14 protein-coding genes, 1 tRNA gene and 1 other RNA gene are annotated in these 14,303 nt (G+C 69.5%); 8 read left to right on the top strand and 8 right to left on the bottom strand.

Translation table 11 applies throughout. The features are described from left to right. Positions 1-63: 63 nt before the first annotated feature. The 3 genes from MFF13_RS15330 to MFF13_RS15320 all read right to left on the bottom strand — a co-directional run bounded on the left by MFF13_RS15330 (position 64) and on the right by MFF13_RS15320 (position 4,777). Positions 64-1,404: a UDP-glucose dehydrogenase family protein gene (locus MFF13_RS15330; RefSeq protein WP_238272473.1), complete on the bottom strand. Its 1,341-nt coding sequence runs from the start codon at positions 1,402-1,404 to the stop codon at positions 64-66. Positions 1,405-1,560: 156 nt separating this feature from the next. Continuing rightward, a complete protein-coding gene (locus tag MFF13_RS15325) occupies positions 1,561-3,723 on the bottom strand; it encodes a glycosyltransferase family 2 protein (protein WP_147828252.1) in 2,163 nt (720 codons plus the stop codon). Between the two features lies 1 nt (position 3,724). Beyond that, positions 3,725-4,777 (bottom strand): hypothetical protein, encoded by a 1,053-nt coding sequence (locus tag MFF13_RS15320; RefSeq protein WP_238272472.1) that lies wholly within the window; start codon positions 4,775-4,777, stop codon positions 3,725-3,727. A gap of 232 nt (positions 4,778-5,009) precedes the next feature. On the opposite strand from MFF13_RS15320, the gene MFF13_RS15315 reads away from it, so the two are divergent. Continuing rightward, a tRNA-Val gene (locus MFF13_RS15315) sits at positions 5,010-5,084 on the top strand. 260 nt (positions 5,085-5,344) lie between these two features. Here the strand turns inward: MFF13_RS15315 and MFF13_RS15310 are convergent. Next, positions 5,345-5,740 (bottom strand): TIGR02300 family protein, encoded by a 396-nt coding sequence (locus MFF13_RS15310; protein ID WP_147750190.1) that lies wholly within the window; start codon positions 5,738-5,740, stop codon positions 5,345-5,347. 177 nt (positions 5,741-5,917) lie between these two features. On the opposite strand from MFF13_RS15310, the gene MFF13_RS15305 reads away from it, so the two are divergent. Further along, positions 5,918-6,115 carry a hypothetical protein gene (locus MFF13_RS15305; RefSeq protein ID WP_147750191.1) on the top strand — a complete coding sequence of 66 codons (198 nt, stop codon included), beginning with the start codon at positions 5,918-5,920 and terminating at the stop codon, positions 6,113-6,115. A 315-nt stretch (positions 6,116-6,430) separates the two neighbouring features. Here MFF13_RS15305 and ssrA read toward each other — a convergent pair. Further along, positions 6,431-6,549: a transfer-messenger RNA gene (ssrA, locus tag MFF13_RS26630) on the bottom strand. A 146-nt stretch (positions 6,550-6,695) separates the two neighbouring features. Here ssrA and MFF13_RS15295 point away from each other — a divergent pair. After that, entirely contained in the window at positions 6,696-6,968 is a 273-nt protein-coding gene (locus MFF13_RS15295; RefSeq protein ID WP_147813398.1) for a DUF2312 domain-containing protein, read from the top strand. A gap of 99 nt (positions 6,969-7,067) precedes the next feature. On the opposite strand, the gene MFF13_RS15290 is transcribed toward MFF13_RS15295, so the two are convergent. Next, complete coding sequence (locus MFF13_RS15290; protein WP_238272471.1) at positions 7,068-8,615, bottom strand: GMC family oxidoreductase; 1,548 nt, start codon at positions 8,613-8,615, stop codon at positions 7,068-7,070. Next, the gene (locus MFF13_RS15285; protein ID WP_147828248.1) at positions 8,612-10,036 is read right to left on the bottom strand and encodes an alpha/beta hydrolase; all 1,425 of its coding nucleotides are present in this window, start codon (positions 10,034-10,036) and stop codon (positions 8,612-8,614) included. The genes MFF13_RS15290 and MFF13_RS15285 overlap by 4 nt, the downstream gene beginning before the upstream one ends. A 193-nt stretch (positions 10,037-10,229) precedes the next feature. On the opposite strand from MFF13_RS15285, the gene MFF13_RS15280 reads away from it, so the two are divergent. The 3 genes from MFF13_RS15280 (at position 10,230) to rpsI (ending at position 11,984) form a co-directional block, all read left to right on the top strand. After that, positions 10,230-10,808 (top strand): CoA-binding protein, encoded by a 579-nt coding sequence (locus MFF13_RS15280; protein ID WP_147828247.1) that lies wholly within the window; start codon positions 10,230-10,232, stop codon positions 10,806-10,808. Between the two features lie 227 nt (positions 10,809-11,035). Continuing rightward, complete coding sequence (gene rplM, locus MFF13_RS15275) at positions 11,036-11,497, top strand: 50S ribosomal protein L13 (protein ID WP_147750196.1); 462 nt, start codon at positions 11,036-11,038, stop codon at positions 11,495-11,497. Position 11,498: 1 nt separating this feature from the next. Beyond that, positions 11,499-11,984 carry a 30S ribosomal protein S9 gene (gene rpsI / locus MFF13_RS15270; RefSeq protein ID WP_147750197.1) on the top strand — a complete coding sequence of 162 codons (486 nt, stop codon included), beginning with the start codon at positions 11,499-11,501 and terminating at the stop codon, positions 11,982-11,984. Between the two features lie 139 nt (positions 11,985-12,123). Here rpsI and MFF13_RS15265 read toward each other — a convergent pair whose 3' ends face one another. Then, positions 12,124-12,627, bottom strand: coding sequence for a hypothetical protein (locus MFF13_RS15265; protein WP_238272469.1), 504 nt, complete (start codon positions 12,625-12,627; stop codon positions 12,124-12,126). 177 nt (positions 12,628-12,804) lie between these two features. Between MFF13_RS15265 and argC the strand changes: the two genes are divergently transcribed. Both argC and MFF13_RS15255 read left to right on the top strand, forming a co-directional pair. Next, on the top strand, positions 12,805-13,752 hold the full coding sequence (gene argC / locus MFF13_RS15260) for an N-acetyl-gamma-glutamyl-phosphate reductase (protein ID WP_147750199.1): 948 nt from the start codon (positions 12,805-12,807) through the stop codon (positions 13,750-13,752). Positions 13,753-13,828: 76 nt separating this feature from the next. Next, the gene (locus tag MFF13_RS15255; RefSeq protein WP_147828245.1) at positions 13,829-14,299 is read left to right on the top strand and encodes a nuclear transport factor 2 family protein; all 471 of its coding nucleotides are present in this window, start codon (positions 13,829-13,831) and stop codon (positions 14,297-14,299) included. The last annotated feature ends 4 nt before the right edge of the window (positions 14,300-14,303 follow it).

The following is a 14,303-nucleotide window of genomic DNA, read 5'->3' as shown; positions in this document are numbered from 1 at the left end:
ACGGCGCCGCGTCATTGCAGCGCGCGCCGATCGATCGACCTCTGGACGCTCGAGTTGCCGGCTTCACCCGCCGTCTCGGTCTTCGGATCGCCCGCCCCCCGACGCACGTCCCACGCCGGCGTAACGGAAGCCGAGGCGTTCCACGTCTTGGACGCGGTAGACGTTGCGCAGGTCGACCAGGACCGGCTCGGCCATTGTGGTGCGCAGCCGTTCGAGGTCGAGCGCCCGGAACGCGTTCCACTCGGTGACGAGCACCAAGGCGTCGGCGCCCTCGGCGCAGGAATAGGGGTCGTCGGCGTAATCGATGTCGGGCAGGAGCGCACGTGCTTGGCCCATTCCCTCGGGGTCGTAGGCCCGCACGGTCGCACCGGCGTCCTGCAGACCGGCGACGATCGCGAGCGAAGGGGCATCGCGCATGTCGTCGGTGTTGGGCTTGAAGGTGAGGCCGAGCAGCCCGATCGTCTTGCCGCGCACCGAGCCGCCGCAGGCCTGGATCACCTTGCGCGCCATCGCCCGCTTGCGGCTCTCGTTGACCGCGACCACGGTCTCGACGATCCGCATCGGCGTCCCGGCATCCTGCGCTGTCTTCACCAGCGCCAGCGTATCCTTGGGGAAGCACGAGCCGCCGTAGCCCGGGCCGGCATGGAGGAACTTCGCGCCGATGCGGTTGTCGAGGCCAATGCCGCGGGCGACCTCCTGCACGTCGGCGCCGACCTGTTCGCACAGGTCCGCGATCTCGTTGATGAAGGTGATCTTGGTCGCCAGGAAGGCGTTGGCCGCGTACTTGGTCAGCTCGGCGGTGCGCCGTCCGGTGACGAGGATCGGCGCGGCATTGAGGTAGAGCGGGCGGTAGACCTCCCGGATCACCCCTTCGGCGCGCGCGTCCTCGGCACCGATGACGATGCGGTCGGGTCGCTTGAAGTCGTCGATCGCCGCGCCCTCGCGCAGGAATTCCGGGTTGGACACGACGGCGAAGTCGGCCTCGGGCCGCGCCTCGCGGATGATGCGCTCGACCTCGTCGCCGGTGCCGACCGGAACCGTGGATTTTGTGACGATCACCGTATAGCCGGTCAGCGCCGCCGCGATCTCGCGGGCCGCGGCGTAGACGTAGCTGAGGTCGGCGAAGCCGTCGCCGCGGCGCGAGGGCGTGCCCACCGCGATGAACACCGCGTCGGCGCCCGCGACCGCCGCCGCGAGGTCGATCCCGAAGCCGAGCCGACCCCGGCGCACGTTCTCGGCGACGAGCGCTTCGAGACCGGGTTCGTAGATCGGCATGCGCCCGGCGCGCAACGCCTCGATCTTGGCCGGGTCCTTGTCGAGGCACACGACCTCATGCCCGAAATCGGCAAAACAAGTCCCGGACACCAGGCCGACATACCCCGACCCGACCATGACGATCCGCATGCAACCTCCGTCGTCGGCTCGGATGCGATCGCCGATTGCACTGCAGCATTACCCTGGATCGGCTGCGCAGGGAACAGGCCCGCAGATGTCTGCACCGACTTGCGCGCGCCCGCCAAGGCTGTGCCCCGGCTCGTCCCCTCAACGGCGGCACGGCGCTCAGAGCCGGTAATGCCCGGAGATCCGTGACAGATTGATGTTGTAATAGGGGTCAGCGCGTAATTGCGCCCCCCAACGCGCCTGCATCACCGCGACCTCCCGTTCGAACCGGGCCTGCTTCTCCGGCGTGTCCTCCTGGCCACGGCTCTTCGACTCGTGGTGGACGAGGGTGGCGAAGGGCGTCCAGACGATCCGGTAGCCCGCCTCGCGCACGCGCAGGCACAGATCGACGTCGTTGAAGGCGACCTTCAGGTCCTGCGCGTCGAAGCCGCCGACGGCGGCGAACACGTCGGCGCGCATCGCCAGGCACGCGCCGGTGACGGCCGAGGCCTCGTGCGCGACCGTCATCCGCCCGAAATAGCCCGGCGCGTCGCCGTCGACCCCGAGATGGCTGTGGCCGGCGACCCCGCCGATCCCGAGGATGACGCCGCCGTGCTGCACCGTCCCGTCCGGGTAGAGGAGCTTGGCGCCGACCGCGCCGACATCAGGCACCAGCGCGATCGAGACGAGCTCGCGCAGCCAGCCCGGTTCGACCACCTCGACGTCGTTGTTCAGGAACAGCAGCACGGAGCCGGTCGCCGCCGCCGCCCCACGGTTCGACAGGTCAGAGAAATTGAACGCGCCGGGCACCGCCACCACACGCAGGCGCGGGTCGTCGCGATATTCCGCGAACAGGGCGCGGGTCTCGGGCTCGCGGCTGTCGTTGTCGACGACGACGACCTCGATCGTCGGGTAATCGGTCCGACCGAACAGGCCGTCGAGGGTCACGCGGAGCAGTTCGGCGCGGTCGCGCGTCGGGATGATCACCGAGACGCGCGGCGCCGGATCGGGGATCGGGCGCACCAGCCGGTTGAAGCCGGCGGGACCGCGCTCGGCCCTGCCGCCCCAGGGGGCGACGATCTCGTCCAGCGCCCGCAGGCGGGCCGCCTCGGTACGGGCGCTCGCCCGGTCCGAGAACGTGCCCGAGCCGCTCGCAGCGCGCCAATGATAGAGCACCGCCGGAATGTGCCGGATGCGGGCGGGGTCGAGCCGATCGGTCAGACGCAGCAACAGGTCGTGGTCTTGGCTGCCTTCGAATCCCGGGCGCAGGCCGCCGACCGCCCGGAAGGCCTCGGTGCGCACCACGGTGAGGTGATTGATGTAATTCTGCGCGTAGAGCAGCTCGCGGTCGAAGTCTGCCTTGAAGTGCGGATCGAACCGGTTGCCGCGGCGGTCGACCTTGTCCTCGTCGCTGTAGATCAGCACCAGATCGGGATTGGCGCGGATCGCCCGCGCCACCTCGTAGAGGGCGTGCACGGGCAGCGCGTCGTCATGATCCAGGAAGGCGCAGAACGTGCCCCGCGCCGCCGCCGCCGCGTCGTTGGTCGCGCGGGCGATGTGTCCGTTCTCGGCCCGGCGCGCGACGCGGATACGGGGGTCGGCGGCTGCGAAGCGCGCGAGCAGCTGCGGGATCCGCGGATCGGTCGAGGCGTCGTCGACGACGCAGAGTTCCCAGTACGGATAAAGCTGGGCCTGGACCGAGCGCAGCGCCGTTCGCAGGACCTTCGGTGCCGGGTCGTGGACCGGCATCAGCACCGAGATCAACGGCGGCGCCTCCCAGGCGGCGACCTCCGCCGCGATCCGGCGGCGCTCGGCCGCGTCCAGGGTGTCGGCTCGCCGGATCCAGGCGGCGTAGCCGCCCTCGCTCCGGTGCCGCAGCGCCCGGTCGAGGAAGCTGCGCCCGCGCACCCGTTTGCCGAGGCTGCGCCAGTAAACCGCCCGCACCGCAAGCCCGGGGGCCCGGGAAAAGGCTCTCGCCACCAAGGCCGGACGGGTGCGGCGGCGGATCGTGATCCGGCTCGGATGCGGAGGCCTGCCGCCGGCGAGGTTCGCGACCCGGAGGGCGCGGATCGTCGCCGGGACCTGACCGGTCCAGGCGGAGACGCCGGCGCCGACGGCCTCGTGCGCGACCGGAACGCCGAACCGGGCCTCGTCGCTGACAACCAGACTCATCAGCGGGTGGGCCTCGCGCGGCGCGGCGGGGTTGTCGTGCAGCGTGATCGTAACCCAGGCCCCGCCAAGCCCAAGGCCGGCGAGGTCGAGGCGAAGCCCGTCCGCGTCGCGGTGGACGACGAGCGTCCGATTCGCTCCGACGCCGACGAGGACAGCCTCGATATCCACCACGTCAGTGATTCCAGCTCTTGGCGAGGGACATCAGCACCGCGTCCGACATGGCGATGTCGAAGACCAGCATGTCGGCGACCGCCTTCACGGCGCGAAGGCGCTCGGCCAGGGCCAACGCCTCGTCGGAGATCGGAACGGGCGCCGGCAGAGGCAAACCGCCCTCCAGTCCGATCTGGTCGAACAAGGTGGAAGCGAAAGCGTCGAAGTAGGTCCGGTGTCCGACGATCCCGAGGCGCGCGAGGATTTCGATCGCGACGATGGAATTACCGGGATGGAGCCGGTCGTCGGGTAGCCGCGTGCCGAGCTGCCGCGACAGCGGGTTGTAGAGGAGGTGGTAGGCCTGCTCCGGCAGCATCCGGAAGAAGCGCTTCAGGCTCTTTTGATCCGTGTAGTCGTAGTCGTCGACGAATAGGGCTGCCTCGGCATAGCGATCGACGCGCCAACCGGCATCGTCCTCGGCCACCACCTTGGAACGCGCCTTCAGCCACAGCATCCGCGTGGCCATCTCCACATGCGGATCGTGGACCAGGATCGCCGACAGCATGCGATCCGGCGGGAAATACTGCTCGTAGCGCGGCACCACGAGCGCGCCGGCGATAAGGCGGGAGGTCGGAGTCTCGTTTCCGAGGACGCTGGTCACGATCTCGTCGGAGAGCTTGTGGATGCCGAAATGGGATTGCTGAAAATACGGGAACAGCGCGTTCTGCAACCCGACTTCGGGATGGATGCCGGTGTGGATCAAAAGCACCCGGCGATCGATCAGGCCCTCGCGCGGGACGCGGCGATAGACCAGCACGTTGGTGTCGGCGTCGTAGAGCTCGAGGACCGGTATCGCCGCCAGGCCCGGCACTTCGGATTCCCGCAACACGAACACGCATTGCCCGGTGGAGTGCCAGCCGCTGCGCTGGAACGCGGGCTCGGTGATCGTGGCGGAGACTTCCGCGACCCGCTGCCCCTCGACGGACACCACGACCCGGCTGACCGCCAGGGGGTTGTCCGGGACGATCCAGCCATGGATCACGTCGCCGTTGTCGTAATCGATGAAGAACCGCATGTCCCGTCGCTGCAGCGCCCGTCGCCCGGGCCCGATCCCGGACGACCTCTAGCGCCGACCGAGACCGCGCCATAACCCATTTCGAGCAGCGTTGCAGTGGGCAACGACGGGTCGACCGGACTGCGGCGAGACCGGACGACCAAATCCAGCGTCCGTTTCGTCCGTTCCGGCTTGCGCCCCCGGACGGCGAAGGCTATAGGCCCCCCACACCGAAGCCAAACGACTTCGGCGGGGGCGCGTAGCTCAGCGGGAGAGCACTTCCTTGACATGGAAGGGGTCACAGGTTCGATCCCTGTCGCGCCCACCATTCCACTCGCGGAATGATCGATGATCGAAGCAAGGGCTCCGCAGGGGGCCCTTTTTTCTTGGCCGCAACAGGTCGACGTACGACCGGCGCCACGCCTGGGGTTCGAGCACCCGAGGTGTGCCTCTAATGTCTCCATCCGACCTTGGGCCGATTCTGCCGGCAAGCCCGCGCAAGTCGCATGCGCCCAGATCAGCCCCACGCTGACGGCGAATCGGGGACGTGGTCGCGCCGGGCGAACCGGCGCGACCTGCGTCGCGCGATCAATCGTCGTCTTCGTCCTCGACGTCGACGAGATCGGTGGTGTCGTCGTCCTCGTCGTCCACCACGAGGGTGTCGTCGTCGGCGGTCTCGCCGTCGGCATCCGGCTCGATGACGTCGTCGCCCTCGGTGTCCGTATCCGTGTCCTTCTCGGTCTCCTCGGCCTCGACCTCGTCGAGGGAGACCAGTTCCGGACCGGCGGCGTCGGCCTCGTCTTCGTCGGCGACGGGTTCCTTGCGGGCGGCGATCGGCGCGGACCGGCTCGCGAAGGGGGTGAGGGCGGCGGTCGGGACGACCTCGCCGGAATAGGGGGAAACCACCGGATCACGACCGAGGTCGTAGAACTTCCTGCCGGTCGTCGGGCAGATCCGTTTGGTACCGAGTTCGGGACGAGCCACGTGCGCCTTCCTGTGTCAGTGCGATCAAGACCCGTGATGTCGTGGGTTTTCGCGCGGTGTCAATTCATCTCGCTCGGCGCACGCATGGCGGACCTGCAGCGAAGACCGGAAAAGGACCGCCGGAACGCTGTCGCCGGCCCGCTCGTTCGATCTTCACAGCAACGGAGATCCACGCTCATGAAGTTCGCACTCCTCGCCGGCCTGCTCGCCCTCGGCGCCCTCAGCCAGTCCGCCCCGGCCGAGGCCAAGGGCTGCATCAAGGGCGCCATCGTCGGCGGCGTCGCCGGCCACATGGCGGGCCACGGCAAGATGGGCGCTGCCGCCGGCTGCGCCGTCGGGCATCACAACGCCAACAAGAAGGACAAGCAGCGCTAAGCGCCGCAGCCGCCGTCGCCTCGCCGGCTCTCGGGCCTGCGGGGCGTCGCCCGGACATGCGTTTCCGCTCCGCCGAGAGGGCAGGGCGCTCAATCCGAGGATGAGGAAAGGTGGGTCCCGGGGCCGAAGCCCCGGGTTCTGTTTCGACGGTTACCCTACCGCAAGATGCTTACGCCGCGAGGCGGGCATCCATGACAACGTTATCGTTGGCATTTAGGATTTGGTCAGGTGCCCGAAACGGGGGTTGCCCGCGTCGAACCGGTCGAGTCCCTACCGACAGTCGCATCGTACCTCACCGAAGTGAAGCTGAACTCGCGATCCCTTTACCGCCCAGTCGAACCTATTTCGCCCCCATCAGAAACGCAGCGCCGCTGCGTTCGTGGTGGAGGCGCCGGAGTACTGCCCTCCGGGTCCTGAAACGTTATTACGAACCGGTCATCAACCGCAGGTCTCATATAGACGATCGACGGCCGGAAATCCAGATCCGTCGTGCGGCGCTCGGGGGATCGGCCGCCTTAACCGTTCGCTCACCCCGATGCGCGACGAGCCCGCCGTGGCTTCTCACGAACAGGGTTCTCGGATGACCGACACCATTGGAATCGCCGGCGACCGCATCCGCTCCATCGTCGAGCGGATCGAGCAGGTGGACGAGGAGATCAAGGCGCTGATGGAGGCGAAGAAGGAAATCTTCGCCGAGGCGAAGGGCGAAGGCCTCGACGTGAAGATCCTCAAGGAGATCATCCGCCTGCGCAAGCTCGACCAGGATGCCCGCGACGAGCACGAGACGCTGCTCGACGTCTACATGCGGGCGATGGACGCACCCGCGCCGAAGCCCGAGGCGATCGCTGCTTGATCGCGGCAGGGGCTCAGAAGGGGCCTCCAAGCGTACGAGATCGCACGCGACGCGGGTCTTCCCTTCCTCTGCGGATGAGGGATGACCCGCCGTCACATGTCAGGCGCCACTCAGCACCTTCTCCGCGCTGCGCAAGCTCAGGGCCATGATCGTCAGCGCGGGGTTCGCCGCGAGCGAACTCGGGAAGGTCGAGCCGTCGCAGACCCACAGGTTCGGCACCTCGAACGACTTCCCGAACGCATCGACCACCGCGTGGTCGCCGTCATGGCCCATGCGGCAGGTGCCGATGGTGTGGGCGACGCGGTCGAGCACCCAGATGTCGCGGGCGCCGGCCTGGGTCCACAGGTCGACCATCAGCTTCGTGGCGTGGGCGTTCAGGCGCGTCTCGTTGGGGCCGTAGCCGAAATCGATCGCGGCCTTGCCCATGCCGAGGGCGTCGGCCTCGTCCGAGAGCGTCAGCCGGTTGGCGTCGCAGGGCAGGGTCTCGCCGTTGATGCCGATGCCGGCCACGTGGTTGTAGTTTGCGAGGTAGTCGCCGAGCGCCTTGCCCCACAGCTTGCGCCCGCGCGCCACCGAGTTGGCGAAGGTCAGCGGCGCGACGCCGAGGCTCTGGACCAGATAGCCGCCTGCGAAGTCGGCGCCCTTCGGGCGGATCATGTCCTCGGTGATCAGCGAGGACGGGTAGCCCTTGTTCGGCCGCGTCTCGGCATCGAACGTGCCCCAGACCTGCGTCGCGACATGGCCCATGTAGTTGCGCCCGACCTGCCCGCTGCCGTTGGCCAGTCCCGTATGCAGCAGCAGCCGCGCGGTCTCGACGGAGCCGGCGCAGAGGAACACCTGCGCGCAACGCTGCTTGTGGTCGACGCCGCCCTGCCGGTAGATCACCGCTGTGATCCGGCCCTCGCGGTCACGCTCGAACCCGTGCGCGCGGGCCTCCGGCCGGATCTCGGCGCCATGCGCCACCGCCAGCGGGAGGTAGGTCACGTCCATGCTGGTCTTGGCGCCGTTGCGGCAGCCCTGATGGCAGTAGCCGCAATTGATACAGGCCGATCGCACCGCGCCGCCTGCCTGCGGGAAATCGCGCGAGACGACGGCCGCGGGCGCGTCCGTGGCGCGGATGCCCATGCCGGCGCAGGCCTCGGCCATGATCTGCGCGGAAGCGTTGCGGGGCACGGGGGCCAGGGGGTAGCGCCGGCTCGCGTCCCACAGATAGCTCTGCGGGCCGGAGACGCCGATGAAGGCCTCGACGCGCTCGTAGAACGGCAGCAGCTCGTCGTAGTTCACCGGCCAGTCGGTGCCCTCTCCGGTCTCGGTGCGGATCATCAGGTCGCGCTGGTCGGCACGCGGGCAGAACGCGCCCCAATGGAGGGTCGAACCGCCGACGCCGGTGCCGCTGTTGTTGCCGCCGAAGGCTTCCGGCGTCGAACCGCCGCTAAGGCGCTCGTCCGTCCAGTAGATCTCGTCGGCGAGGGTCTCGTCGAAGGCGAAGGCCTGCGGATCGAAGTTCGGGCCGGCCTCCAGGGCGACCACGCGCGAACCGGCGGCGGCCAGGCGCGCCATCAGCGGCGCACCGCCGGCGCCAGTGCCGATCACCACCGCGTCGACTATCTCGTCGGTGGAATAGCGCCTCATCGAATCGAGGTTCATCGTGCATCCCCACCCTGCGCGACGGGCTCCCAGCCCTCGCGCTCGCCCAAACCGACCTTCTTGAATCCCACCGGCCGCGACCCGTCGCCGCCCGCGCCGATGCCCGAATAGCCGATCCAGGCGAGCGCCGCCGGATGGGCGAGCCATGTCCGCACCACGTCCGACCGCAGGTCCTCGAACCAGAAGGCCAGCTGCTCCGGATCGAAGCCGCCGACCGGACCGCGCGAAAGGGTCTTGGCCTCGATCGCCTCGAGCAGGTCGTCCTGTGCCGCGCCGTCCAGCGCAACGAAGCGGTGTCCCCCCGCCTGCGCCGCGGCGTCGAGGCTGCGCAGGGCGGCTCGGTAGGCGGAGGCGTCCGGCGGCAACGCTGAGAAGCGCCAGCCGTCGCCGGCGCCGCCCGCGAGCCGCGCGTCGATGCGGGCGGCGAGATCGATCCCGGCGGCCTGCGGCAGCACCCGGGCGACGACGGCCCGCAGGATCGCCAGTTCCACCGCGTCGAGGGCCTGCGGGCGATAGGCGGGATCGTCCGGCGCGGCGCGCTCGTGCAAGGCCGCGCGCAGGCGGCCGTTGACCCGCTCGGAGGCGATCAGGTCGCGATACGCCGCGTCGATCTTCGGCGCTTCAGGCTCTTCCGTGTGCGGCGCGACGACGTGGCCGCGAATCAAGTCGGCGACCGCATCCGGCCGCTCGATCGGCAGCAGGTGGCCGGCGCCGTCGAGGGTGACCAGGCGGGCCGAACCGAAATGCGGCGCCATCAGCGCGGTTTGCGCCTCCGGCCCGAGGTCGCCGTCCTCGCCACCGGCAAGGATGAGGGCGGGGGTGCGCAGGACGCCGACGCGCTCGCACCAATCCTCGCGGCTTCCGCCCGCGAGCCAGGCGCGCCAGGCCGCCGGCTCGGCGCGCAGCACGTCGGCGATTGCGGCCTCGGCCCGGTCGGCGGGGAGGGGCGCGCCGACGTTCGACGCGACGAAGGCCTCGGCCTCCGACTGCCGAGTCCCGGCGTCGGCGCCGATCCAGGCGATCATCGCCGCGCGACGCTCTTCCTCCATCGGCTCGGGGCTCGGCGGCGAGCCGGCGAGCAGGACGAGGCCGGACAGCCCTCCGAGCCCCGCCTCGCCATCCTCGGCACGACGCGCCAGGGCGAGGGCCACCTTCGCGCCCATGCTGTGCCCGGCGATGAGCCAGCGTCCCGGCCGCGCGGCGCGGACCTTTGCCGCGACGTGGTCGGCCATCGCCGCCACGTCGTAGCCGGTCACGTCCGCGGCGTCGCCGAAGCCGGGCAAGTCGATCGGCACGCAAACGACATCCGCCCCGAGGCGTCCGGCCGTCGGCGCCCATTCCCGCGCACTGCCCCCGAGGAAGTGCAGGCAGAACAGGGTCGGCGGCGCAGTCGCGGCCGCGGTGGGTAAGTTCAAGATCATCGCAGCGAGATCGCGCGGGACGCGTGGCAATCAAGCGGCCTTAATGCCGCGCTTCGCCCGATGTCGCCCTGCCGCGGTGCCGGGTGGCTGCACCTCGGGCCGACCGCCGGAATCGACCCGATCCGCGCGGCACCGTAAGCAGGGAGGTCTGCGATACCAAAGAGTCCGCGATCCGAAAAGGAAGCGAAGTTCGATGATCCCGACCCTCGACCAGGTTCCCGACGGCCTCGCCACCCGCCACGGTCGCTACGCCGACGCGCACATCCGCGCGACCCTGCGGGCCACGCGCACGATCGCCCTCGTCGGTGCCTCGGCCAACCCGGCGCGGCCGAGCTGGATCGTACTGAAGTATCTGCTCGACCGCGGCTACGTGGTGACGCCGGTGAACCCGGGCCTCGCCGGGCAGACGCTGCTCGGGCGCCCGGTGGTCGCATCGCTGGCCGAACTCGGCGAACCGGTCGACATGGTCGAGATCTTCCGCAATTCGGCCGCCGCCGGCGGCCTCGTCGACGAGGCCTTGGCGCTCGACCCGCTGCCGAAGACGATCTGGATGCAGCTGGGCGTGCGCGACGACGCGGCCGCCGCCCGCGCCGAGGCGCGCGGCGTCACTGTCATCATGAACCGCTGCCCCAAGATCGAGTACGGCCGGCTCTCGGGCGAGATCGGCTGGACCGGGGTCAACTCGCGCATCATCAGCGCGAAGAAGCCGGTGCTCGCGGGTAAGGGCGTACAGAAGTTCACCATCGCCCCGCGAGGTGGTGGAATGGATTGAAGCACGCCATTCGCGATGGTGCGACGGGACAGGTCCCGGCCTCGCGGTATCTGGATACCACTAGGCTGAACTCCTTCCAGAACATCGCTTTTCCGGTGATGCGCGCCTGCGAAACGGCTTGACCTCAGGCGTCGCCCCGTCTATCCACCGGCCAACGCCGCCGCGTCCCCCGACGCGGCGGCGGCTCGTTTTTCGACACACCACCGAGCGCCAACGGAATTCGGCTTATGAAAACCTTTTCGCTGAAGCCCGCCGACGTCGACAAGAAGTGGATCGTGATCGACGCGGAGGGCCTCGTCGTCGGCCGTTTGGCGTCGATCATCGCCCTGCGTCTGCGCGGCAAACACAAGCCCGCCTACACCCCCCACGTCGATTGCGGTGACAACGTCATCGTCATCAACGCCGACAAGGTGAAGTTCACCGGGCGCAAATACGTCCAGAAGGTGTACTACCACCACACCGGTTTCCCCGGCGGCATCAAGGAGCGGTCGGCCAAGTTCATCCTCGAAGGGCGCTTCCCCGAGCGCGTCGTGGAGAAGGCCGTCGAGCGCATGCTGCCCCGCGGCCCGCTGTTCCGCCAGATCATGGGCAACCTCCGGGTCTACAAGGGCACCAGCCACCCGCACGAGGCCCAGCAGCCGCAGACGTTCGACGTCGGCGTCCTCAACCGCAAGAACGTGAGCGCTTAAGATGGCGACGCTTCAGTCCCTCTCCGACCTCAACCGGTCGAACGCCGGCGGCCTCGAGAACGAGCACGCCGCGCCCGTCCACGTGCAGAAGCTCGACGCCCAGGGCCGCGCCTACGCCACCGGCAAGCGCAAGGACGCGGTCGCCCGCGTCTGGATCCGCCCCGGCACCGGCAAGGTCGTCGTCAACAAGCGCGCCGTCGAGGTATACTTCGCCCGTCCCGTGCTGCGCATGATCCTGCGCCAGCCGCTCACGGTGGCCAACCGCGTCGACCAGTACGACATCACCGTCACGGTCGCCGGCGGCGGTCTCTCGGGCCAGGCCGGCGCGGTGCGCCACGGCCTCTCGAAGGCGCTGACCTACTACGAGCCGGAGCTTCGCGCGCCGCTGAAGCGCGAGGGCTTCCTCACCCGCGACAGCCGCGTGGTCGAGCGCAAGAAGTACGGCCGCAAGAAGGCCCGCCGCAGCTTCCAGTTCTCGAAGCGCTGATCGGCCCATTCGGTCAAAAGAGAAGGCGGCTCCTCGCGGGGCCGCCTTTTTTATTGGTTCGGTCCAATCGCTGACCCGAATCGGTCGAGCTCGCCTTAAGCGGACCGCCCGACAGGTCCCAGCGGGCGCGACTGCCGGGTCAGGCGTGGACCGCCTTCTCCAGCTCCGCCTTGGACATCTTCGAGCGCCCGGGCACCTTCTGCGCCCTGGCCTTCTTTACCAGGTCGGCCTTGGTCTCGCCGGAGGCGGATTTGCGGGCGGTCGCGGCCTTCTTCGCCACGTCCTTCGGCTGCCTCGAGAACTGCTTGCCCTTCGCCGTGTCGCTGCGCTTCTTCTGCGTCGAGCGCTCGTATTGCTCGTCCGTTATGGCCTCGCGCGCCTTCTTCGGCAGGTAGCGTTCCCCGGTCTTGCCGCTTTCCTTGCCGGACTCCGTGTCCCACTCCTCGTCGGTCCACTGCTTGAGGTGGTTGTCGTCGGTCTTCTCGCCGGCGTAGCCGCCGCCGGCCTTCTTGTATTCCTGCGTCGCGAGCTGGGCCTTGCGAGCCGACCACTGGCCGGCCTTTCCACCCTTCTCGCTCTTCGTGACCTTGTCCTTGGTCTTCTCCCAAAGCTTGGGATCTGTCTTCTTCGCGGTCTCGGACATCGTCTTTCACCCATCGTCGTCGATTTTGCCGACAACGGGGGCACGCCCACCGCGTTCCGGCAGCAGCGCGATGGCTTGTTGATGGCGCGCGGCATTGACAGGCCGGCACGCACCGGCCACCTCCCGCACCGCGACACGACGTCCCGGCGGCGGCCGGCTTCGAGGGTGCGACGAGCGATGGCGGGCGAGACCAAAAAGCCGACGGTGTTCATCGACGGCGAGGCCGGCACGACAGGGCTCGGCATCCGGGAGCGCCTTGAGCGCGACGGCAAGGTGGTGCTCCGCAGCATCGCGCATGCCGACCGCAAGGACTCGAGCGTGAAGCGGGCGCTGCTCGCCGAGGTCGACCTCGTGGTGCTCTGCCTGCCGGACGACGCGGCCCGCGAGACGGTGGCGCTCTGCGACGCGCTGCCCGGCGGCGGTCCCCGCGTGCTCGATGCCAGCACCGCCCACCGGATCGCCGGCGGCTGGACCTACGGCTTCGCCGAGATGGCCCCCGGGCAGGCGGAGGCGATCGCCGCCTCGCGGCGGGTCGCCAACCCCGGCTGCTATCCCACCGGCGCGATCGCGCTGCTGCGGCCGCTGGTCGAGGGCGGCCTGATTCCGGCCGACACTTTCGTCAGCATCAACGCGGTCAGCGGCTACAGCGGCGGCGGCAAGAGCATGATCGAATCCTACAAGGCCGGCTCCGCCGCGCCGTTCCTGCTCTACGGCCTCGGATTCGCGCACAAGCACCTGCCGGAGACGCAGACCTATTCCCGGCTCACCGCCCGGCCGATCTTCATCCCCTCCGTCGGCGCGTTCCGGCAGGGCATGCTGGTGTCGATCCCGCTCCATCTCGACGCGCTGCCGGGCCGCCCGTCGGCGGGCGACCTCGAGGACGCCCTCGTGCGCTGGTACGCGGGGCAGCCCCTGGTGCAGGTCGTGCCCGGCGCGACCACCGGCGCCCACAAGGAGCAGATCGAGCCGGAGGCGCTCAACGACACCGATCGCCTGGAGCTGCGGGTGTTCGGCTCGGCCGAGCACCGGCAGGCGGTTTTGGTCGCCCGCCTCGACAACCTCGGCAAGGGCGCCTCGGGCGCGGCCGTGCAGAACATCGGCCTGATGCTCGGGCTCGGCGCCTGACCCGCGCCGTCCGCCCGACGCATCGACCGCGCCGCCCGCGAACGATCGGGCGGCTGCGACCAGGAGATCGAACCGCATGACCGAGACGCGCCCACCGCTGCCGCCGTTCGATGCCGGGTCCGCGGCCAAGAAGGCGCGCGGTGCCGAGGATGCCTGGAACACCCGCGACCCCGAGCGGGTGTCGCTGGCCTACACGCCCGACAGCTGGTGGCGGAACCGCTCCGAGTTCCTGGTCGGGCGCCCGGCGATCGTCGCCTTCCTGACCGGCAAGTGGGAGCGCGAACGGGAGTACCGCCTGATCAAGGAGGTCTGGGCCTTCCACGAAGACCGGATCGCGGCGCGCTTCGCCTACGAGTGGCACGACGCGGACGGGCAGTGGTTCCGCTCCCACGGCAACGAGCAGTGGGAATTCGCCGAGTCCGGCCTGATGCGCCGCCGCGAGGCCAGCATCAACGACGTCGCCATCGCCGCCTCGGAGCGCAAGTTCCACTGGCCGCAAGGGCCGCGACCCGCCGACCATCCGGGCCTCTCGGAGCTGGGCCTGTGATGAC

This window comes from Methylobacterium cerastii (assembly GCF_022179125.1).
GTDB lineage: Bacteria > Pseudomonadota > Alphaproteobacteria > Rhizobiales > Beijerinckiaceae > Methylobacterium > Methylobacterium cerastii.
This window is presented reverse-complemented; position numbering and strand designations above follow the sequence as displayed.